Source organism: Mycobacterium venezuelense, assembly GCF_054919535.1.
The window spans coordinates 274,635-296,524 of the sequence record NZ_JBONDW010000001.1; the positions used below are offsets into that span (position 1 = coordinate 274,635).

General features: G+C 67.5%; 20 protein-coding genes and 1 pseudogene. 11 read left to right on the forward strand and 10 right to left on the reverse strand.

The features are described 5' to 3' along the window. Positions 1-17 precede the first annotated feature (17 nt). On the forward strand, positions 18-1,751 hold the full coding sequence (locus ACRCUN_RS01390) for an N-acyl-D-amino-acid deacylase family protein (protein WP_462139861.1): 1,734 nt from the start codon (positions 18-20) through the stop codon (positions 1,749-1,751). Positions 1,752-1,794: 43 nt separating this feature from the next. Further along, the gene (locus ACRCUN_RS01395) at positions 1,795-2,172 is read left to right on the forward strand and encodes a pyridoxamine 5'-phosphate oxidase family protein (RefSeq protein WP_462139862.1); all 378 of its coding nucleotides are present in this window, start codon (positions 1,795-1,797) and stop codon (positions 2,170-2,172) included. 69 nt (positions 2,173-2,241) lie between these two features. Here the strand turns inward: ACRCUN_RS01395 and ACRCUN_RS01400 are convergent, their stop codons facing one another. From ACRCUN_RS01400 to ACRCUN_RS01415, 4 genes are all read right to left on the reverse strand, one after another. Then, the gene (locus ACRCUN_RS01400; protein ID WP_462139863.1) at positions 2,242-3,075 is read right to left on the reverse strand and encodes an endonuclease domain-containing protein; all 834 of its coding nucleotides are present in this window, start codon (positions 3,073-3,075) and stop codon (positions 2,242-2,244) included. Positions 3,076-3,215: 140 nt separating this feature from the next. Beyond that, a complete protein-coding gene (gene groL, locus ACRCUN_RS01405) occupies positions 3,216-4,841 on the reverse strand; it encodes a chaperonin GroEL (RefSeq protein WP_462139864.1) in 1,626 nt (541 codons plus the stop codon). A 180-nt stretch (positions 4,842-5,021) separates the two neighbouring features. Further along, a complete protein-coding gene (locus ACRCUN_RS01410) occupies positions 5,022-5,858 on the reverse strand; it encodes an LLM class F420-dependent oxidoreductase (RefSeq protein WP_462139865.1) in 837 nt (278 codons plus the stop codon). Further along, positions 5,855-6,412, reverse strand: a complete 558-nt coding sequence (locus ACRCUN_RS01415; protein ID WP_462139866.1) for a TetR/AcrR family transcriptional regulator — start codon at positions 6,410-6,412, stop codon at positions 5,855-5,857. The genes ACRCUN_RS01410 and ACRCUN_RS01415 overlap by 4 nt, the downstream gene beginning before the upstream one ends. A gap of 106 nt (positions 6,413-6,518) precedes the next feature. Between ACRCUN_RS01415 and ACRCUN_RS01420 the strand changes: the two genes are divergently transcribed. Both ACRCUN_RS01420 and ACRCUN_RS01425 read left to right on the forward strand, forming a co-directional pair. Continuing rightward, entirely contained in the window at positions 6,519-7,442 is a 924-nt protein-coding gene (locus tag ACRCUN_RS01420; protein WP_462139867.1) for an SDR family NAD(P)-dependent oxidoreductase, read from the forward strand. 96 nt (positions 7,443-7,538) lie between these two features. Then, the gene (locus ACRCUN_RS01425; RefSeq protein WP_462139868.1) at positions 7,539-8,045 is read left to right on the forward strand and encodes a cupin domain-containing protein; all 507 of its coding nucleotides are present in this window, start codon (positions 7,539-7,541) and stop codon (positions 8,043-8,045) included. A gap of 4 nt (positions 8,046-8,049) precedes the next feature. On the opposite strand, the gene ACRCUN_RS01430 is transcribed toward ACRCUN_RS01425, so the two are convergent. Beyond that, complete coding sequence (locus tag ACRCUN_RS01430) at positions 8,050-8,628, reverse strand: hypothetical protein (protein ID WP_462139869.1); 579 nt, start codon at positions 8,626-8,628, stop codon at positions 8,050-8,052. A gap of 246 nt (positions 8,629-8,874) precedes the next feature. Between ACRCUN_RS01430 and ACRCUN_RS01435 the strand changes: the two genes are divergently transcribed. Next, positions 8,875-10,581, forward strand: a complete 1,707-nt coding sequence (locus ACRCUN_RS01435) for a DEAD/DEAH box helicase (RefSeq protein WP_462139870.1) — start codon at positions 8,875-8,877, stop codon at positions 10,579-10,581. Positions 10,582-10,655: 74 nt separating this feature from the next. Then, entirely contained in the window at positions 10,656-12,062 is a 1,407-nt protein-coding gene (locus tag ACRCUN_RS01440; protein WP_462139871.1) for a vanadium-dependent haloperoxidase, read from the forward strand. Here the strand turns inward: ACRCUN_RS01440 and ACRCUN_RS01445 are convergent. From ACRCUN_RS01445 to ACRCUN_RS01455, 3 genes are read right to left on the reverse strand one after another with little or no spacing between them, the layout of a single operon-like run. Beyond that, positions 12,059-12,874 (reverse strand): HAD-IIA family hydrolase, encoded by an 816-nt coding sequence (locus ACRCUN_RS01445; protein WP_462139872.1) that lies wholly within the window; start codon positions 12,872-12,874, stop codon positions 12,059-12,061. The genes ACRCUN_RS01440 and ACRCUN_RS01445 overlap by 4 nt on opposite strands. Before the next feature lie 25 nt (positions 12,875-12,899). Further along, positions 12,900-14,363, reverse strand: coding sequence for a PH domain-containing protein (locus tag ACRCUN_RS01450; RefSeq protein ID WP_462139873.1), 1,464 nt, complete (start codon positions 14,361-14,363; stop codon positions 12,900-12,902). After that, positions 14,360-14,899 carry a PH domain-containing protein gene (locus ACRCUN_RS01455; RefSeq protein WP_462139874.1) on the reverse strand — a complete coding sequence of 180 codons (540 nt, stop codon included), beginning with the start codon at positions 14,897-14,899 and terminating at the stop codon, positions 14,360-14,362. The genes ACRCUN_RS01450 and ACRCUN_RS01455 overlap by 4 nt, the downstream gene beginning before the upstream one ends. Positions 14,900-14,936: 37 nt before the next feature. On the opposite strand from ACRCUN_RS01455, the gene ACRCUN_RS01460 reads away from it, so the two are divergent. The 5 genes from ACRCUN_RS01460 to ACRCUN_RS01480 are packed head-to-tail and all read left to right on the forward strand — an operon-like array spanning position 14,937 to position 20,876. Next, positions 14,937-15,860: an SDR family NAD(P)-dependent oxidoreductase gene (locus ACRCUN_RS01460; RefSeq protein ID WP_462139875.1), complete on the forward strand. Its 924-nt coding sequence runs from the start codon at positions 14,937-14,939 to the stop codon at positions 15,858-15,860. A gap of 2 nt (positions 15,861-15,862) precedes the next feature. Then, a complete protein-coding gene (moeA, locus tag ACRCUN_RS01465) occupies positions 15,863-17,050 on the forward strand; it encodes a molybdopterin molybdotransferase MoeA (RefSeq protein ID WP_462139876.1) in 1,188 nt (395 codons plus the stop codon). A gap of 35 nt (positions 17,051-17,085) precedes the next feature. Further along, on the forward strand, positions 17,086-17,784 hold the full coding sequence (locus ACRCUN_RS01470) for a phosphatidylserine decarboxylase (RefSeq protein WP_462139877.1): 699 nt from the start codon (positions 17,086-17,088) through the stop codon (positions 17,782-17,784). A gap of 13 nt (positions 17,785-17,797) precedes the next feature. Beyond that, on the forward strand, positions 17,798-18,658 hold the full coding sequence (gene pssA, locus ACRCUN_RS01475; RefSeq protein WP_462139878.1) for a CDP-diacylglycerol--serine O-phosphatidyltransferase: 861 nt from the start codon (positions 17,798-17,800) through the stop codon (positions 18,656-18,658). Positions 18,659-18,668: 10 nt separating this feature from the next. Next, positions 18,669-20,876, forward strand: a complete 2,208-nt coding sequence (locus tag ACRCUN_RS01480) for an AAA family ATPase (protein ID WP_462139879.1) — start codon at positions 18,669-18,671, stop codon at positions 20,874-20,876. Here the strand turns inward: ACRCUN_RS01480 and ACRCUN_RS01485 are convergent. Further along, a complete protein-coding gene (locus tag ACRCUN_RS01485; protein ID WP_462140113.1) occupies positions 20,873-21,301 on the reverse strand; it encodes an SRPBCC family protein in 429 nt (142 codons plus the stop codon). The two genes, ACRCUN_RS01480 and ACRCUN_RS01485, sit on opposite strands and share 4 nt — an antisense overlap. Positions 21,302-21,313: 12 nt before the next feature. Next, positions 21,314-21,886 (reverse strand): annotated as a pseudogene (locus ACRCUN_RS01490) (TetR family transcriptional regulator); the annotation flags it as partial. Between the last annotated feature and the right edge of the window lie 4 nt (positions 21,887-21,890).

Genomic DNA, 21,890 nt, shown 5'->3' on the forward strand with positions numbered 1-21,890 from the left:
GGTCGTAGGTTTGTTAGATGACCTACGACGTATGTATCCGCGGTGGCCTGATCGTCGACGGACTGGGCGGCGAACCGTTCATCGGCGACGTCGCGGTACGCGACGGCGTCATCGTCGAGGTGGGGTCCGTGGCCGGGGCGGCCGAGCGCGAGATCGATGCGACCGGCCTGCTCGTCACGCCGGGGTTCGTGGACCTGCACACCCATTACGACGGCCAGGCGATCTGGTCCGACCGGCTCACGCCGTCCTCCGCGCACGGCGTGACGACAGCGGTCATGGGCAACTGCGGCGTCGGGTTCGCGCCGTGCCGGCCCGACGATCACGACGTGCTCGTCGACGTCATGGCAGGCGTGGAGGACATCCCGGGAGTCGTGATGGTCGACGGACTTCCGTGGACATGGGAAACGTTCCCGGAATTCCTCGACGCGCTGGACGCGGGGCGTCGCGACATTGACGTCGCAGCGTTCCTTCCGCACTCGCCGCTGCGCGTGTACGTGATGGGCAGGCGCGGCGTCGACCGCGAAGCCGCCACCGACGAGGATCTGGCGCTGATGCGCAAGCTCGCGGCCGAGGCCGTGCGATGCGGTGCACTCGGCTTCGCGTCGTCGCGGCTGACCATCCACAAAACCGAAAGCGGCCAACCGATTCCGAGCTACGACGCGGGCTACGCCGAGATCGAGGCGATCGCCCGCGGAGTCGACGACGCCGGCGGCGGGCTCATCCAGTTCGTGCCGGATCTGGTGGCCGGCGATTACGAGCCCGCACTTCAGACGGTGTTCGATGTGGCCGCCGACGTCGGCCTGCCCGTCACGTTCACGCTGGCGATCGGCAACGCGGGCCCGCCGTTCTTCCTCGATGCGCTGCGGATGGTCGAGAAGGCCAATGAGAACGCCGGAGCGGACGGTCCTTTCATCACCGCCCAGATCTTCCCGCGGCCCATCGGGCTCGTGCTGGGCCTCGAACTGTCGGGAAATCCGTTCGTGCTGTACCCGAGCTATCGCGAGATCGCGCATCTGCCACTCGCGGAGCGGGTCGCCGAGATGCGCAAACCCGAAGTCCGCCAACGGATTCTGGCCGACTCACCGGCAAGCGACGGGCACCCGCTGATGTTCGCCGTGCAGGCCTGGGACTACATGTACCCGCTCGGCGACGCACCCGACTACGAACCAGACCCGGCCAATTCCATCGGCGCACGGGCCCGTGCCCGCGGCGTGAGCCCGCTCGAGGAGGCGTATGACCGCGTGCTCGACGACGACGGGCACGCCATGCTGCTCGTGACGTTGGCCAACTTCCGCGACAACTCGCTGGACACGGTCGCCGAGCTGATCCGCCGCGACGACGTCGTGCTCGGCCTCGGCGACGGCGGCGCGCACTACGGGATGATCTGCGACGCGAGCTTCCCCACCTATCTGCTCACGCACTGGGTTCGCGATCGGGCCACCGGCCGCATGAGCGTGCAAGCTGCCGTCCGCGAGCTCACCTCGGTGCCCGCCCAGGTCGCGGGTCTGGCCGACCGCGGCCGGATCGCCGTCGGCTACAAGGCCGATCTCAACGTCATCGACCAGGCGGGACTGCGATTGCACCGGCCGGTCGTCGCTCACGATCTGCCCGGCGGCGGCCGTCGCCTCGACCAGGCCGCGGACGGCTATGTCGCGACCATCGTCTCCGGCGAAGTCATCGCCGAGAACGGCGTGCCCACCGATGCGCGACCCGGCCGGCTCATCCGCGGCCGCCAAGTTGCGCCGGTCTGACAGGTCCGGCCCGACGGCGGGCAAACCGAACTATCCTCGCGTCATGAGCGTGAAAGTGGATCTCAACCAGCTGGCCGCCAAGCTGACGGACTACACGTTCGCCTATCTCGTCACCGTCGACGACAACTACCACGCACACACCGTGGCGGTGGAGCCCCAGTTCGTCGACGGCGTCATCGATGTGGGCCCGGTCGGCGGGCACACCCGCAGAAACCTGGCCCTGCACGACGGGGTGACCCTCATCTGGCCACCACGCCAGCCCGGTGGTTTCTCGTTGATCGTCGACGGCCGCGGACAACCCGCCGCCACCGACGACGACACCCAGCAGATCGTGCCGAGCCGCGCGGTCCTGCACCGCAAACAGTCGCGGAACGCGGCGAACCCCGGCACCAACGACTGCGTGGTGCTTTCGGAGAACTGACGTGCCGCCCAGTGTGGGGTTTGTGCACGCGATTGCGGCGAAATCCGTACACAATGCCCACGCTCGGCCTCAGACTGGACAGCCAGCGGCCCGCAATTTTGCCCGCACACGTTCGACGATGATGTGCGGTCGCGACATCATCTCTGCGCTGACCCGCACTACCACCCAGCCAGCCTCCTCAAGCATCGCGATTCGGTCGATATCCCAAGACCGCTGCCGCCGATCGGTCCAGTGTTGAACGCCGTCGTATTCCACTGCGACCTGCCATTCCCGCCATCCCATGTCGACGCGTATGTGCAGTTCGCGGAACTCGATCTGGGTCTCTGGGACAGGTAGCCCACCCCGGACAATGACCAGTCTCAACCTGCTCTCCTGCGGAGACTCGGCACCGCCGTCGATCCAGGGCAACAGGACTCGCAGCTGTGCGACACCGCGTGCACCCGGATGGACATCGGCCACCGCAGTCACATCGGCGGGCTTGATCCCTGTGGCATTGAGCAACGCGTCCACCATGGGGACTGCGTCGTCGAAGTAGTGCCGCCGGCCGATGTCAAACGCTGTGCGGGCGGCACTCGTAGCTTCTGTGCCGGCAACACGGCATGTCTCCCCTGGATCGAGTGTCCAAGAGCGCACCACGATCCCGCTCGGCGCGTGCCGGTCGGCACGAATGATCTCGGCGGGCATCGCCGGGTTCAACCACTTCGTGCCATGCACCGCCGCAGCCGACATCCCCGCGAGCGTGGCGCCTGTGCTCAGCCACGCCGCCTGTGCCCGGATTCGAGCGGTCAGCTCGACATCGCGCCGGACATATACGTCGCGGTAGACCGCTCGATGCCCGCGCACCAGGGAGCGCCGGGTTAACTCGCCGCGACGAATCGCGGCACTTCCGACAAAAGGTTCCATGCCCGGCACGTTCGGCGAGACCGCCGACGAAAGTGGGCCCAGTGCACCGAAATACAGCAAAACCTGTGCATGAACCCCACGCTGGGGATAAACGAAAAGGCCCGGCTCGCCAAGCGAGCCGGGCCTTCTCGTAAAGGGACTTAGAAGTCCATACCGCCCATGCCACCGGTCGGGTCGCCGGCGGGTGCGGCGGCCTTCTCCGGCTTGTCGGCGACGACGGCCTCGGTGGTGAGGAACAGCGCCGCGATCGAGGCTGCGTTCTGCAGCGCCGAGCGGGTGACCTTCACCGGGTCGGCAACGCCGGCCTTGAGCAGGTCCTCGTACTCACCGGTGGCGGCGTTGAGGCCGGTGCCGGCGGGCGAGTTGGTGACCTTCTCGGCGACGACGCCGGGCTCCAGACCACCGTTGAAGGCGATCTGCTTCAGCGGAGCCGACAGCGCCACGCGGACGATGTTGGCGCCAGTGGCCTCATCGCCGGTGAGCTTGAGCTCCTCCAGCGCCGGAGCCGACTGCAGCAGAGCCACGCCACCACCGGCGACGATGCCCTCCTCGACGGCGGCCTTCGCGTTGCGGACGGCGTCCTCGATGCGGTGCTTGCGCTCCTTGAGCTCCACCTCGGTGGCAGCGCCGGCCTTGATCACCGCAACACCGCCGGCCAGCTTGGCCAGACGCTCCTGCAGCTTCTCACGGTCGTAGTCGGAGTCGCTGTTCTCGATCTCGGCGCGGATCTGAGCCACGCGGCCGGCGATGGCGTCGGAATCACCGGCACCCTCGACGATCGTGGTCTCGTCCTTGGTCACGACGACCTTGCGGGCCTTGCCCAGCAGCGCGACGTCGGCGGTCTCGAGGGACAGGCCGACCTCTTCGCTGATGACCTGGCCACCGGTGAGGATCGCCATGTCCTGCAGCATCGCCTTGCGGCGGTCACCGAAGCCAGGGGCCTTGACGGCGACGGACTTGAAGGTGCCACGGATCTTGTTGACCACCAGGGTCGACAGTGCCTCGCCCTCGACGTCCTCGGCGATGATCAGCAGCGGCTTGCCGGACTGGATGACCTTCTCCAGCAGCGGCAGCAGGTCCTTGACGGTCGAGACCTTCGACGACACCAGCAGGATGTACGGATCCTCGAGGACCGCTTCCTGACGCTCGGCGTCGGTGACGAAGTAACCCGAGATGTAGCCCTTGTCGAAGCGCATGCCCTCGGTGAGCTCGAGCTGCAGGCCGAAGGTGTTGGACTCCTCGACGGTGATGACACCCTCGTTGCCGACCTTGTCCATGGCCTCGGCGATCAGGTCGCCGATGGACTGGTCACCGGCCGAGATACCGGCGGTGGCAGCGATCTGCTCCTTGGTCTCGACCTCCTTGGCCGACTTCAGCAGGGTCTCGGTGACCTTCTCGACGGCCTTCTCGATGCCGCGCTTCAGGCCGAGCGGGTTGGCGCCGGCCGCGACGTTGCGCAGACCTTCGCGAACCAGAGCCTGGGCCAGAACGGTGGCGGTGGTGGTGCCGTCGCCCGCGACGTCGTCGGTCTTCTTGGCGACCTCTTTGACCAGCTCAGCGCCGATCTTCTCGTACGGGTCCTCCAGCTCGATCTCCTTGGCGATGGACACACCATCGTTGGTGATCGTGGGGGCGCCCCACTTCTTCTCCAGGACGACGTTGCGACCCTTGGGGCCCAGCGTCACCTTTACCGCGTCGGCGAGGCTGTTCAGGCCCCGCTCAAGGCCGCGACGGGCCTCTTCGTCATACGCAATTGTCTTAGCCATTGCGAAGTGATTCCTCCGGATAGGGGATCGCACGTTCGTTGGTCGGGTTCAGTGCCCGCGACGGACGACTGGGGTGTGCTCCCGCAGGTGCGGCCCCGGTCTCACCGTCCCGACCTAGCACTCACGAATCGAGAGTGCCAACTGCATTCTTAGCACTCGACCAGTGCGAGTGCAAGGTTGTTACGCACCGGATTGGTACTGCTCGACGCGCGCGGCGAAGTCGTCGAGCAAGCGCAGCGATTCGTCCTCGCCGACCGACGGCAGGAACAACCCGAGTTGACCGAACCCGAGATCCTCGGCCGCCCGCCAATAGTCGGCATCGATGGGTGTCCCGAACATCGCGAGCGCGACATCGTGGCCCGCGCCGTCGCGCATCTGTCCGATCCGTTGGGCCAGCACGTTCCTCGGCAGCGGATTGGAGATCCACCCTGCGCCGTGACGGAGAACCCGTTTCACCGTGGCGTCGGAGTTGCCCCCGATATAGATGAGCGGATGCGGCTTCCGGACCGGCTTGGGACGGCAAAAAGACGATTCAAAGTCGACGTGTTTGCCGTGGTACTCGGCGGGTTCGGTGGTCCACAGCGCCTTGATCGCCTCGATGCTCTCGTCCAGCCGTGCCCCGCGGGTTTTCGGGTCGGTGCCGTGGTCGCGCATCTCTTCGAGGTTCCAGCCCGCACCCACGCCGAACACGAACCGGCCGCCGGAGATCAGGTCGATGCTCGCGGCCTCCTTGGCAGTGTGGATGGGATCGCGCTGGATGAGCAGGGCGACGCCGGTGAATAGTTCGATCGTTGAGGTCACCGCGGCCGCGGCGGCGAGCGTGACGAACGGATCGAGGGTGTTGTAGTAGTACGACGGCAGATCGCCACCGCTCGGATACGGGGATTCCCTACTCACCGGGATGTGACTGTGCTCGGCCACGACGAGCGAGACGAAGCCCCGCTCTTCGATCGCACGCGCCAGCGTTGCCGGGTCGATGGTGTCGTCGTCGACAAACGTGGAGATGCCGAACTTCACCTCGCCGACGCTACTCCCGGCGCGCGCAAACCGTCGAAGACGACGTGGGTCGTGTGCTCGGCCACGTCGGCGTTGTAGCTCTGTATGGCCTGGCAGCCGACCATGAGCGCTTTGACGTCCGCGGCGTCGATATCGCGGCGCACCGCACCCGCTTCCTGCGCGACCCGCAGGAGGTCGCCCAGCACAGCCATGTACTCGTCCTCCGCCTCGGGTACCACGGCTTTGATGTCGATACCCGCACCGGCGAACGCGTCGACGAGGCCGCGGTCCTCTGCACTCCACCGCACCATTGACCGCAGGAACTCGAACAGCGCGTCGGCCGGGTCCGCCTCGGCCAGCAGCGTCCGGCCCTCTTCGACGATCGCGTTGATGCGGTCGGCGATCACCGCACGAAACAGGTCTTCTTTGGCCGGGAAATGCCGGTATACGGTGCCGGCGCCCACCCCGGCCCGGCGCGCGATCTCATCGATCGGCACCGTGAGCCCCTCGGCCGCGAACGTTTCGTACGCGACCTCCAGCACCCGGGCACGGTTGCGGGCCGCATCCGCGCGCATCGACACCACCTCACAAAATCGGGGATTGACAAAACGGGGCGCACGTTCCGTATATTCGGAAGCAACCGGAGCGCACACTCCGTTTAACCCTCACCAGGAGTCTCTCATGACGAAATGGACCACCGCCAGCATTCCCGACCAAACCGGCCGCATCGCCGTCGTCACCGGAGCCAACACCGGGCTCGGGCTGGAGACCGCGAAGGCACTCGCGGCCAAGGGCGCGCACGTCGTGCTCGCCGTGCGCAACCTCGACAAGGGCAACGCCGCGATCGACTGGATCGGCAGGACCGTTCGCGACGCCCGGCTCGAACTGCAGGAACTGGACCTGGGCTCACTCGAGTCCGTCCGCACCGCGGCAGCCGAGATCAAGGACAAGCACGAGCACATCGACCTGCTCATCAACAACGCAGGCGTGATGACCCCGCCCAAACAGACGACCGCCGACGGCTTCGAACTGCAGTTCGGCACCAACCACCTCGGGCATTTCGCTTTCACCGGCCTACTGCTCGACCGCCTGCTTCCGGTGACCGGCTCACGTGTCGTGACCGTCAGCAGCACCGGCCACCGCTTCGCCCCCGGCATCCGGTTCGATGATCTGCAGTGGGAACGCAGCTACAACCGGCTGCAGGCATACGGTCAATCCAAGCTCGCCAACCTGCTGTTCACCTATGAACTTCAGCGCCGTCTGACCGGTCACCAGACCACCGCACTGGCCGCACACCCGGGCGGATCCGACACCGAACTGGCACGGCACCTCCCGCGTGCCTTCCAGGTGGCGATGCCCGCAGCCCGCCTGCTGTTCCAGGACGCGGCGATGGGTGCCCTGCCGACACTGCGCGCGGCGACCGACCCGGCTGCGCTGGGCGGTCAGTATTACGGTCCCGACAGCTTCGCCGAGCAGCGCGGCTACCCCAAGCTGGTGCTGTCCAACCAGCTGTCCTATGACCTCGATCTGCAGCGCCGGCTGTGGACGGTGTCCGAAGAGCTCACCGGGGTGACGTTCCCCGCGCTGCAGGAGGCCACGGCCTGACCTGACGTCTCGTCGCCGATTTCGGCACCAGGGCCGCGCCGCGACGGCGCGAACGACCCGGGTGCCGAAATCGGCATCCCAACTAGGCTGGGTCGCGTGTCGCTCTGGGACCCCAGGAATGTGCCGCCCTATCCCCCGCCCCGCTACACCAAAGACGAGCCGGAGGTCAGCGCCCGTTTGAGACGCGCTGACGAGCCCGCCGACTACGACTCGTTCGGCCTGGTGAAGTACCACTATCTGGCCAATCAGCAACAGACCGATGGTGATTACGGCCTGTACCGCGTCGACATCGGCCCGCAGGGCGGCGGCCCGGGTCCCCATTTCCACCGCGCGATGTCGGAGGCGTTCTTCGTGCTGTCCGGCACGGTCAAGCTCTATGACGGCAATGACTGGGTCGACGGCAGTCAGGGTGACTTTCTCTACGTCCCACCCGGGGGCATCCACGGCTTCCGCAATGAGGCCGATGCACCGACGTCGCTGTTGATGTTGTTTGCTCCGGGCGCGCCGCGCGAGGCGTACTTCGAGGGCTTCGCCCAACTCGCCGATCTCACCGACGAAGAACGCGCCGAGTGGTTCATCAAGAACGACAACTACTTCGTGTGACGGCCTAGTGTCCGCGGGACAACACGAATAACTCCACCTGCCCGCCGGTGTGCACCACCAGGATGGTCTCGGTGTCCGGCGGCGTCCCGTGGTAGTGGTCGGCCAACACGTCCACACCGTCGAGTGTCCGCGTGGTCACCGCGAGTTCGGTGCCCGCGCTGCACGTGAAGCCAGGCGCCTCAAGGAAATCCGCACGCACGATCTCATCGGTACATGCCGCGCTGCGCAACTTCGGAAAGTCGGGATTCGCTTCGGCGAGCAGCTTCACGGCATCCGGGAACGACAAGTCGATTGAATACCTGCCCGCGTAGTCGTCGGCGCCGACGAACTGATTCAGCTCGGTCATCTCGATGAAGGCGAAGCCGTCGGGTATCGCGATCCCGCGGTCCTGCATCGCCGCGGCCGCCGCCGTGGCGTCGATGGAGTGCAGGCCGAGATCGTTGCTGTCGAAAGCACGATCCACCGCGTACTTGAAGACGAGGAACGCTGTTGCGACGAGTACGACACCGGCCACAAGCATGACGCCCAGCACGATGAGCAACACCCGCAGACCGTTGGTACTGCTCGTGGGTTTTCGGCTCATCGTCCGAGCGTAATGAGCCGGTTCGGCGGTGAACCGCGGCAATTCCGCAGCGGCGGATGGACGGCTGAGTGTTTGCCGAGTGTCACGAAGACGCCCGCGATTCGAAAGTTGACACCCGCGGCCCATTGTGCCGTCCATGAACTTCGGACCGAAAGCACGCGAGCGACACGCCCGGCTCACTCGCGGGAAGATGCGCCGACGTAACGCGCTGGCCTAGACTGCATCTCGACTGAGAGGAGTCCTCGGGTGCGGGCTGATGCAGCGCCCAGCACCCAGGCACTGCGGGGCTGGCAGCGCAAGGCGCTGGTGAAGTACTTGACCGCCAAACCGCGGGATTACCTGGCGGTCGCCACCCCTGGCGCCGGCAAGACCACGTTTGCGCTGCGGATCGCGGCGGAGCTGCTGGCCGACCGTACGGTCGACGCGATCACCGTGGTGGTGCCCACCGAGCACCTCAAGATTCAGTGGGCGCAGTCGGCGGCGCGTAACGGTATCGCACTGGATCCGAAGTTCAGCAATTCCAACTCTCAGACGTCAGCGGAGTACCACGGCGTCGTCGTCACCTACGCTCAGGTGGCCAGCCACCCCACGCGGCACCGCGTGCGCACCGAGAACCGCAGGACGCTGGTCGTCTTCGATGAGATCCACCACGGCGGCGACTCGAAGAGCTGGGGCGATGCGATGCGCGAGGCGTTTGACGACGCAACGCGGCGCCTGGCTCTGACGGGTACGCCGTTCCGCAGCGACGACAGCCCGATCCCGTTCGTCAACTACGAGCCCGACGAGAGCGGATTCCAGCGCTCCCGGGCCGACCATGTCTACGGCTACGCGGATGCCCTGGCCGACGGAGTTGTCCGGCCCGTGGTGTTCCTGGCCTATTCGGGTGAGGCCCGCTGGCGCGACAGTGCCGGCGAAGAACACGCCGCGCGCCTCGGCGAACCGTTGACGGCCGAGCAGACCGCCCGCGCGTGGCGCACCGCACTGAACCCGGCCGGCGAGTGGATGCCCGCGGTGATCGCGGCGGCCGACAAGCGGTTGCAGCAGAAACGCCAGCACGTACCCGATGCCGGCGGCATGATCATCGCCACCAACCAGACGACCGCGCGGGCCTACGCCGATCTGCTCACCAAGATCACCGGCGAGGTGCCCACCGTGGTGCTCTCCGACGATCCCAGCGCATCGGACCGCATCAGCCAGTACTCGGAGTCGACGAGTCGGTGGCTGGTCGCGGTGCGCATGGTGTCCGAAGGCGTCGACGTCCCACGGCTGTCGGTCGGCGTGTACGCGACGAGTGCGTCGACGCCGCTGTTCTTCGCACAGGCCATCGGCCGCTTCGTGCGGTCGCGCCGCCCCGGTGAAACCGCCAGCATCTTCCTGCCGTCGGTGCCCAACCTGCTTCTGCTGGCCAGCGAGATGGAAGCCCAGCGCAACCACGTGCTGGGCAAGCCGCACCGCGAATCCGACGGGCTCGACGACGAGGCGCTCGAAGCCGCCGAGAAGCGCAAGGACGAAAAGAGCGAGCTCGAAAACGGTTTCGAGTACCTCGGTGCCGATGCCGAGCTGGACCAGGTCATCTTCGACGGCGCCTCGTTCGGCACCGCAACTCCGGCGGGCAGCGACGAGGAGGCCGACTACCTCGGCATCCCAGGGCTGCTCGACGCCGAACAGATGCGAGACCTGTTGCGCCGCAGGCAAGATGAGCAAATCACCAAGCGCACTGCCGAAGCGGCGGCTTCTGGCGGCCCGCCGCCACCGCGCACCACGCACGGGCAGTTGCGCGAACTGCGCCGCGAACTCAACGCTCTGGTGACCATCGCCCACCACCGCACCGGCAAGCCGCACGGCTGGATCCACAACGAGTTGCGCCGTATCTGCGGCGGCCCACCGGTTGCCGCGGCGACGACCGATCAGCTCAAGGACCGCATCGAAGCCGTCCGGACACTGCAGGCCTAGCTGACCCAGAAATCGAGTACTTCACTACTCGTGTGGGCCGCGTTCCTCGCGAATGACACTGCGTCTGACCACCATTGGCAATCAGACAGGAAAGTGCCATGAACAGCGTCCTCTATTGGAACTCCGTTCTGCTCGAAGCCTCGCGGCGGGACTTCACCAACGGCTATGTCAACAACCAGCAGCCTGGTCCGATTCGCACCTCGCGAGCGATGGCCATCGTGCATCTGGCGATCCACGACGCCGTCGCCTTCCAAAGCAACCAGCCGGCTGCCGCCTATCTCAACAAGAAGATGGCACCGCACAACATTTCCAACGTGACGGGCCCCGTCGATGACGTCATCGCCGGCGCGGCGGTAACCACGCTCAAAAGGCTCTACCCCGCGTACGAGTCGTTGTTCGACGATGCGCTGGGCAACGTCAACCAGACGGCGTTCGACCACGGCAAAGACATCGCCGAGGCCATCCTGAAGTACCGGGCGAACGACGGTTCGGCGGATATGGTGACCCGTGGGCAGCCGGCCGACCCCGGCTATGGCGTGCACCGGGCGGACCCCTACAACGTCGGCCAACCGCAGCTTGGGCCGGTGTGGGGCGAAGTCACGCGATTCACCGGCGCCGACCACCAGGATCTGCTCCCCTTCCCCGGCTACGGGCTGTCCGACTTCCTCGACGACAAGGACTACGAGGACGACTTCGTCGAGGTCCGTGACCTCGGCTCGGTAACGCGTGGCGACCGCACCGCCGAGCAGCAGCGGATCGGCGTGTACTGGGGTTACGACGGGGCGAACAACCTCGGTGTGCCGCCACGGCTGTACAACCAGATCGTGCGCGTCCTCGCCCGGAAGCACGCCTCGACGCTCAACCGGGCGCGGCTGGCAGAGTTGTTCGCCGTGGTCAACGTGGCCATGGCCGACGCGGGCATCGACGCATGGCACTACAAGTACGTCTACAACCTCTGGCGGCCGGTCGTCGGTGTTCGCAACGAGGCGGCGCCGGACGGCGATCCGTTCTGGGCACCGCTGGGAGCGCCGCAAACCAATGGCCCGCGGGGTACCTTCACGCCGCCCTTCCCTGCCTACCCGTCCGGCCATGCCACCTTCGGCGCAGCCGTCATGCAGGCGCTGCGGCTCACGCTGAACAAGTCCGCCGGCCCGATTTCACTGCAAGATGTCCTCAACATCGAAGAAGGGCTTTCGGCTCCGCTCACGGCCGAGACGTTCACGTTCACGTCGGACGAACTCGACGGTGTTTCACACGATCCCGACGGCTCGGTCCGTCCGCGAGTGCCCGTCACGTTCAACAATTTCGTCGAACCCGTGTGGGAGAACTCCGTGAGCCGGATCTATCTCGGTGTCCATTGGCGCTTCGACGGAATTCCGCGATCCGACAAGAAAATCGGCGGCGTTCCGCTCGGCTTGGACATCGGGCAGGAAGCGCACGCGTTCTTCAACCAGCCGCCATCGCTGGGCGGTAGCGTCTAAAGCTCCAACAGCTCAGGAAGATCGGCGACCGAGTCGATGACGAAGTTCGGCTGCATCGCGAATTCGTCTGCGGCCCAACGGTCCAGCGTGCTCTGACGGAACTTACCGGTCCGCACGAGCACACCGGTCATGCCGACCACCTGAGCGGCGAGCACGTCGTTGTTGAGGTCGTCGCCGATCATGTACATCTCGTCGGGGTCGACGCCGAGCCGGTTGGCGGCCGCGACGAAGCCCTCCGGCGCCGGTTTGCCTACGGCGGTGGCCTTGCGCCCGGAGGTCTCCTCCATGCCGATCAGATACATGCCGGTGTCGACCCGCAGACCGTCGGTGGTGTTCCACGCCGTGCTGCGATGCATCGCGACCACCGGGACACCTTGTGCCATCCAGTCGTAGACCCAACTCAACGTGAGGTGGCTGTACTCGGGGCCGGCCCCGCCGAGCAACACGACGTCGGGTGTGTCCGGGGCCTTCGGCCCGGTGAAGTCACTCGAGTACACGACGTCCACGCCGGGCATGTCCTCGCCGATCTGCCCGCTGTTGACGAGGAAGCACCGCGCGTCCGGGTACCGGTCGCGCACGTATTCGGCCGTCAACACCGCGGCCGTGATCACCTCGTCGGGCGCGACCGCCATGCCCGCCTCCGTCAACAACTCGGCGATCTGGGCGCGCGTTCGCGTCGTCGTATTGGTCAGATAGGACCGGGCAATCTGGTTGTCTTCCAGCACCTGCAACGTTTCAGCCGCACCGTCGATGGGCTGCCAGGAGGTCACCAGCACACCATCGATGTCGAACAGCACCCCACCGATAGCCATGCAGCGACAGTAAACGCCTGAAGGTTCAGCGCAACTCGGGCCCCACCCCATCGGCCCACTGATTGTGTGCCACCCATGGAGACGCGGCCGCGACGATCGACCACGCCTGGGCGGCAGGCACGTCGATCACCTGGTAGCGCTTGTCCCCCGCCGCGGTCGCCGCGATCAGCGTCGCAACGCCGGCGCGGCGCTGCAGCAGCGTCTGGCGCACCGTCCAGCCGATGATGCCCGCGGCTTGCAGGCAGTCGCGGCGACGTTCCAGGCTGCCGGCCCTTGCCACGAGCCAGCCGGCGCCGACCCGATGGCCCAGTGATCGTGCCCGGTCCGCGGCGAGCAGCGCCGCGGCCAATGTGAGCACCGCCCACAGCACCCACGCCCACACCGGCGCTCGCACAACCACAAGGGGCACAAGTATCAACGCAGGCAACAGAAGCGCCCTGGTCCAGCGCCGCCGCATGGCCGCGCGCCCGTGCGAGCGCAGCGGGCCGCTCACGGCGTCAGGCTGCTCGATGAGATCGGCCAGCACCGTCGTGGCGGTGGCCGACGGACATGGCGGAAGCAGCAGCGACGCCTCGCCCTCGCCGCCGACCCCAGTCATCACCGCGTCCAGACGCGCTCCGCCGAACAACCGGACCAGGAGCGGCTCACGCAGCGAGCCACCCCGTAACCGCCGCATGTCGTAGGTGTGCTCGCGCACCCGAAGCAGCCCGTGCTGCAGATGGAGCACGTCGCGGTCTCGCCTGAGCTCCAGATTCCCGTACGTCACGAGCGACCGCAGCACCGAGAGCACCACCGACAGAACAAGCACGGCAAGCACCGAGACGATCACGCTGACGAACACGCCCATCCGCTCTGCGAACGCCAGCCCGGACCGCGCGAGCTGCGAATTACCCAGCAGCGCACCGGCTCCGGCCTGGTACACCAGGCCGACCGCGGCCGCGATCATCGCCAGCCCGGTGAAACTCAGCGGGCTGTAGCGCAGCCAGGCCGGCTGCCAGCGCGCCAGCACGCGACCGGGCGGCGTATCGGCGACCGGCACCGCGTCGGCCAGCAGAATCGCCCGCAGTCGCGGTACCTGCTCGGCCTGGACCGCGTCGAGTGCGAACTCGGCATCGCCCTTGGCTTCCTGGCCGGTGCTGATCCGCAGCACCGTCAGCCCAAGCGCCCGGTGCAGCAGCCGCGCGTCGGTCGACACCGAACGAATCCGATTGCGCGGCACCGACAGTACTTTCCGTTGCAGCACACCGGTGCGCAGCTGCACCTCGGTTGGCTCGATGCGGTACGTGGTGGTGAACCACCGCGCCAAACCGAATGCGATGGTCAACGCGATCGCGGCAACCGTCCACAACGGGTTCCCGGTCGCCGAGCCCAGCACCACCGAACCGACCAACAGCGGGATCTGTTGCAACACCTCGTGGACCGGGTGCACGAACAGCATGCGCGGGCTGAGCCGCTGCCATTGCGGCGAAACAGCAGGCACCTCGGTCATGTCGCGTCCTGTTCGCCGATCGCGGCGATGTCGGTCAGCTGCGCCACCACCCGGTCGGCCACCCCGGCATCCAGCGCGACGATGCGGACCGCCCCGGCCGACGATGCCGTCGTGACCGTCACGTTGGCCAGGCCGAACAGCCGGTCGAGCGGGCCGCGATAGGTGTCTACGGTCTGCACCCGCGAGATCGGCGCGATCCGCCGCTCCTGCACGAGCCAGCCGGTGCGCGTGTAGACCGCAGGCGTCGCGGAGTCGACGCACACGTCCCACCGGTGCACGCGGTACCGCCACATCGGAACCACCACAACGAACAGCACGATCCCTACCAGCGTGGCGGCCGCGGCGAGACCATGCAGCCACAGCATGCGACGGTCGACGACGACCCACACGAGTTGCGCGAGCACCAGTAGCGCCCACGGGATGGCCGCGCCGAGCGCCCACACCAACGGCGCCTTGCGGCTGGGCGGGTGTGCGGGATCGAGAAGGGTCAATCCCGAAGCAGTGCCGCCTGACTGCTCGTCACGTCCGCGGTCCATGAGTCGAGCATGCCCGACGAACCGTAGAGTTCGAACCATGAGCGCCGACACGAAATGGACCGAGGCCGACGTCCCCGATCAAACCGGCCGGATCGCCATCGTCACCGGATCCAACACCGGGCTGGGCTATGAGACCGCACGGGCGCTGGCCGCCAAGGGAGCACACGTGGTCATCGCGGTCCGCAACCTCGACAAGGGCCGCGAAGCCGCCGACCGCATCCGTGCCGCCGCACCGAAGGCCGACCTGAAGCTGCAGGCGCTCGACGTGGGCTCGCTGGATTCCATCCGCACGGCGGCCGATGAACTGCGGAGCGCCTATCCGCGCATCGACCTGCTGATCAACAACGCCGGGGTGATGTACCCGCCCAAGCAGACCACTGTCGACGGCTTCGAGCTGCAGTTCGGCACGAATCACCTCGGGGCGTTCACGCTCACCGGGCTGCTCCTGGATCACCTGCTGCCGGTCGACGGATCGCGCGTCGTCGCGGTCGCCAGCATCGCCCACCGCATTCAGGCCAAGATCCACTTCGACGATCTGCAGTGGGAACGCGGCTACAACCGCGTCGCGGCCTATGGGCAATCGAAACTGTCCAACCTGTTGTTCACCTACGAACTGCAGCGCCGGCTCGCGGCGGCCGGCAAACCGACGATTGCGGTGGCCGCGCACCCGGGCATCTCGAACACCGAACTGATGCGCCACATCCCGGGCTCGACGCTGCCCGGTTTCAACCAGCTGGCGGGTCTGTTCACCAACAGCCCCGCGATGGGCGCGCTGGCCACATTGCGGGCGGCGACCGAGCCTGGTGTGCGCGGCGGCCAGTACTACGGTCCGGAAGGATTCCGTGAGTTGCGGGGTTATCCGAAGCTGGTGAATTCCAGTAGTCAGTCCCATGATTCAGACCTGCAGCGGCGGCTGTGGGCGGTGTCGGAGGAACTGACCGGCGTCACGTACCCGGTGTAGCCATGCGGACCGTCGAGGAACATCAGACCATCGTCGCCGGGCTGATCAAAGCCCGTGCGGCACAACAGTTGCCGCTGGCCGAAACGCTGGGCCTGGTGTTGGCGGCCGATGTCGTCGCGCCGTTGTCGCTACCCGGCTTCGACAATTCCGCCATGGACGGCTATGCCGTCGTCGCCGAGGACATCGAAGGCGCGTCGGCGGACGCGCCCGTCCGGTTGCCGGTCGCCGAGGACATCCCGGCCGGCCGCACCGACCCGCTGACGCTGAAACCCGGCACCGCGCACCGGATCATGACGGGTGCGCCGCTTCCGTCGGGCGCTACGGCCGTCGTGCCGGTCGAGGCCACCGACGGGGCCACCGACACCGTCACGATCCGCACGGCGGCCAAGTCCGGCCAGCACATCCGGCGAGCCGGTGAGGACGTCACGGCCGGTACCGCTGTGCTGCGCGCGGGTAAGGTCGTCACCCCGGCCGCACTGGGGCTGGCTGCCGCACTCGGCCTGGCGGAGTTGACAGTGCTTCCGCGCCAACGCGTGCTCGTGATGTCGACCGGGACCGAACTCGTGGCGCCCGGCACGGCGCTGCAGCCGGGCCAGATATACGAATCGAACGGCGTGATGCTGTCCGCTGCAGTCCGTGACGCGGGCGCCCAGGTGGTGGCCGTGCCGATGTCGGGTGACGACGTGGACACATTCCGCGCGATCCTGGCCGAGCACGCGCACGACGCCGATCTGATCATCACCACCGGCGGCGTGAGCGCGGGTGCGTACGAGGTGGTCAAGGACTCACTGGCCGATCAGGTCGAGTTCGTCAAGGTCGCGATGCAGCCGGGCATGCCGCAGGGGTCGGGCATGGTCGATGGCGTTCCGATCGTGACGCTGCCCGGCAACCCGGTGAGTGCGCTCGTGTCTTTCGAGGTGTTTGTCCGTGAACCGCTGCGTACGGCCATGGGCCACGCCGGACCGGGCCGGCCGCGGCGCACCGCGGTGCTGACCGAGGACCTGACGTCGCCGCGCGGTAAACGGCAGTTCCGGCGTGGCGTGCTGACCGGTGACAGCGTCACCAGCTACGGCCCGCCGGCCTCACATCATCTGCGGTGGCTGGCCTCGGCGAACTGTCTGCTGGAGATTGACGAGGACGTCACCGAACTGGCGGCCGGGGCACCCGTCGCGGTGTGGGACCTGAGCTAGCGAATCCGACCCGGCACGCACGTAGAATCCAGCCGATGGCCAGACGCCCCGACCTCCAATCCGGTCCAGAACGCCTCGCGGCGCTGGTGCGATCCAGCATTCCGCCGATGCATTCCGCGGGCCTGCCCTTCGTCGGCGCGAGCCTCGCCGTCGCCGCCCTCGGCCGTAACCGCCGGTGGGTGCGGCGCGCGGGCCTGCTCGCCGCGGGCGCGAACGCCGCGTTCTTCCGGCACCCGCCACGGGTCCCACCGACCCGCCCTGGTGTCGTGGTGGCGCCGGCCGACGGTCTGGTGTGCCTCATTCAGGACGCAGTGCCGCCCGCCGAACTGGGGTTGTCCGATACGCCAATGCAACGGGTCAGCATCTTTCTGTCGGTGCTCGACGCGCACGTGCAGCGCGCGCCGATCGGCGGTGAGGTGGTCGCCGTTCAGCATCGCCCCGGTCGATTCCACTCGGCCGAGTTGGAGGCGGCCAGTGAGGACAACGAGCGCAACAGCGTCGTCATCCGCACCCCGGAGGGCGTCCACGTGATCGCAGTGCAGATCGCCGGGCTCGTCGCGCGGCGCATCGTGTGCGACGCGCACGTCGGCGACAAGCTCGACATCGGCCAGACCTACGGGCTCATCCGGTACGGCTCGCGGCTCGACACCTACCTGCCTGCCGGATCGCGGTTGATGGTCTCGCGGGGCCAGCGGGCGCTGGCCGGCGAAACCGTGCTGGCGGAGTTGCCATGATCGCGGGGCTGTCATGATCAAAGCGCGTATCCGGCCCCCGTCCTTCACGGTGCGGATGCTGCCCAGCGCCATGACGGTCGCCGCCATCTGCCTCGGACTGACCGCGGTGAAGATGGCCCTCGACAACCGGCCGACGGAAGCCATGGCTTTCCTGGCGGTCGCCGCGATCCTCGATGCGCTCGACGGCCGCGTTGCCCGCATGCTCAAGGCCACGTCCAAGATGGGCGAGGAGATCGACTCGCTGGCCGACGCGGTGAATTTCGGTGTGGCACCGGCATTCATCATCTACGGGACCCTGCTGTCGCAATCGCGGGTCGGCTGGATCGTGGTGCTGCTGTATTCGGTGTGCATCGTGTTGCGGCTGGCTCGGTTCAACGCGCTGCTCGACGTGGACCAGCCCGCGTACGAGAAGGAGTACTTCGTCGGCATGCCTGCGCCGGCAGGCGCGATCGGGGCGATCGGACCGCTCGCGGCCAAAATGCAATTTCCGGGCGAATGGTGGACAACGTCCTCAGCGGAGTGGGCGGTGATCTTATGGATGATCGGCGTCTCGATGTTGGTGGTCAGCCGTATCCCGATGCGCAAGATCCATACGTTCGCGGTATCACCCAACATGGTCGCCCCGCTGCTGGTCCTCGTCGCCATCGGGGTCGCGGCCTCGGTGTTCTACGGCTACATCGTGATCATGGTGATCATCGTGGCCTACGTGATCCACATACCGTTCGCGGTCCGCACCAAGCACTGGGTCGCCAACCATCCGGAATCCTGGGACGAGCAACCGCGGCAGCGCCGGGCCGCCCGCCGCGCGATTCGCCGCGCGCAACCGCACCGGCGTTCGGTAGCCCGCCTGGGGCTGCGCAAGCCGGGTCGCTGACGTGACTCAGATGGAAGACGACGCTGACGCCGTGGCGCTGAGCCACCTGAGGCTGACCGCACGGCTCAACACCTCTGCGCTCGACTCCCGTCGTGGCGTCGTCCGGCTGCATCCGGAAGTCCTTGCCGCGCTGGGCATCCGTGAATGGGACGCGGTGGCGCTGACCGGCTCACGCACGACCGCGGCGGTTGCAGGCATCGCGCCCGCCGGCACGCCCGCCGGTACGGCGCTGCTCGACGATGTCACGTTGTCCAACGCGGGATTGCGGGAAACCGCAACGGTGATCGTTGCGCCGGTGACGGTGTACGGGGCTCGCGCCGTCACCGTGTCCGGCTCGCGGCTGGCCACCGATTCCATTTCGTCTGCGACCCTGCGCCAGGCGCTGCTGGGCAAGGTTATGACCGTCGGCGACACCGTGTCGCTGCTGCCGCGCGATCTCGGCCCCGGGACGTCGACGTCGGCGGCGACCAGTGCGCTGGCGTCATCGGTGGGCATCACCTGGACATCGGAGCTGTTGACGGTCACCGGGGTCGATCCCGCCGGACCGGTGAGCGTGCAACCCAATTCGGTGGTGTCGTGGGGTTCGGGCGTCGAACCGGCCGAGCCCGTGCCTGGTGCTCAGCACACGGTCAGCGCCACGCGTGACGAACCGGCCGTGAGCTTCGACGACCTCAAGGGTCTGCACACTCAGGCGGGCAAGCTCACCGAATGGCTCAAGCTGTCCCTCGACGAACCCGAACTGCTCAAAACGCTCGGCGCGACAGCCAGTCTCGGCGTCTTGGTCTCCGGCCCGGCCGGGGTCGGGAAGGCCACCATGGTCCGCGCGGTGTGCGCGTCGCGGCGCCTCGTCGAGCTCGACGGCCCCGAAGTCGGCGCACTGCATGTCGAGGATCGCCTCGGCAAGGTGACGGCCGCGGTGCAAACCGTCAAGAACGGTGGCGGCGTGCTGCTGATCACCGACGTCGACGCGCTGCTGCCTGCGGGTGCCGGCGACCGTCCGCCCGATCCGGTCGCGACGCTGATCCTCGCCGAACTGCGCGATGCGGTCGCCACTCCGGGGGTGGCGTTCATCGCGACCTCCGCGGTGCCCGAGGGCGTCGACCCCCGGCTACGCAACCCGGATCTGTGCGACCGCGAGCTGGGATTGAGCCTGCCCGACGGCGCGACGCGTAAGGCTCTGCTGGAGGTGCTGCTGCGCGATGTCCCGACCGCCGAGCTGAGTCTCGATGAAATCGCCGACCGCACACCCGGATTCGTGGTCGCCGATCTGTGCGCGGTGGTTCGCGAGGGCGCGCTGCGGGCCGCCGCCCGGGCCAGCGCCGACGGTGCCGAGCCGGTGCTGCGTCAGGAGGATCTGACCGGAGCCCTTACGGTCATCCGGCCGCTGTCGCGTTCGGCATCCGAAGAGGTCTCGGTCGGTTCGGTGACGCTCGACGACGTCGGCGACATGGTGGAGACCAAGCAGGCGCTCACCGAGGCCGTGCTGTGGCCGTTGCAGCACCCGGACACGTTCGCGCGGCTGGGCGTACAGCCGCCGCGCGGCGTGCTGCTGTACGGCCCGCCCGGCTGCGGCAAGACTTTCGTGGTGCGGGCCCTGGCCAGCTCGGGGCGGCTCTCGGTGCATGCGGTCAAAGGCGCTGAGCTGATGGACAAGTGGGTGGGCTCGTCGGAGAAGGCCGTGCGCGAACTGTTCGCCCGCGCGAGGGACTCGGCACCGTCACTCGTGTTCCTCGACGAGATCGACGCACTGGCACCGCGGCGCGGGCAGAGCTTCGACTCCGGGGTGACCGATCGCGTGGTGGCCGCGCTGCTCACCGAACTCGACGGCATCGAACCACTGCGCGACGTCGTCGTGCTGGGCGCCACCAACCGGCCCGATCTCATCGATCCGGCCCTGCTGCGGCCGGGCCGGCTGGAACGTCTGGTGTTCGTCGAACCGCCCGACGCCGAGGCTCGCCGCGAGATCCTGCGTACGGCAGGCAAATCCATACCGCTGGCTGACGACGTCGATCTCGACACCCTGGCCGGCGAGCTGGACGGCTACAGCGCGGCCGATTGCGTGGCGTTGCTACGCGAGGCGGCCTTGACGGCAATGCGCCGTTCGATCGACGCGGCCGACGTCACCGCAGCCGATGTCGCGAAGGCGCGCGAAACCGTCCGTCCCTCACTGGATCCCGTTCAGGTGGATTCACTGCGCGAGTTCGCGGCCGGGCGCTAGCCCTCCACAATCGCGGCGAGCCGGTCGATCGAGCCCTGCAGTTTGTCGGCCGTGGTGGCGCGTGCCCGCACCATGCGCTTCTCGTCCGCGAGCTGTGACCAGTCATAGGTGTGGGTGACCAGGGTGCGCCCGGCGTCGAGCGGCGCGAGCTCCCAACGCCACAGGTGCCCCGGCGGTTGAGCGCCCGGTTCGGATGGGCGCCAGGCGATCCGGCGACCCTCCTCGAACTCGACGACATGGTTCTCCCGGTCGCCGCCTTGTGAGATGGTCATGATGAAGACGTCACCGACCGCATGGACGCGCTGTCCGGCCGCCGCCTCGGCCAGATTGCCGTTGCCGTCCCAGCGCGGCTGCTGCGCCGGATCGGCGATCAACTCGAAAATGGCATCGGCAGGGGCGGCGATCTCACGGCTTGCGGTGACGATTGTGTTCACGCCCAACAGCTTACGGACCGCATCGGCCAGATCTTCTTCCAACCAGGCCGGCAGTCGGTCATCGTGCGCGTGCCTGCGCACGACGGCATAGGGCAGATCAACGACGGCGCGCGCCATGGCGTCCATGGTCCGCGCATCGTCGTCCCCGTACAGGCGCCGCGCGAGGTCGTGCAGCCGCGCGATGAGCGGCGCGTTCATCGCGGCGAGTTTGGCGTGGAAGTCGGCGTCGGGTTCGCCGTCGAGCAGATCGGCGGGCCGGATCGTCAGCAGCAGGCGCGCGTCGTCGGGCACCTCACGGGCGAATCGCACCGCGCCGACAGCCATGGCCACCGCCGATTCCAGCGCGGACTCCGCCCCGCCGGCCATCGCCCGCGATTGGAACCGTTCGAGCGCTCTGAGCCAGGCGGCCGCGAGGATTCCGTTGCGGTTGCCGAATCGGTGATAGAGCGTCCCCGCCGGCGCGCCGCTGGCCTTGGCGATCGCCGCGACGCTCGCGGCCCGCGGTCCGTCCGCGAGTACCAGCGTGCGCGTCGCGTCGAGGATCACATCGGTTTCATGCTTCCGCGGAGGTGCCACGATC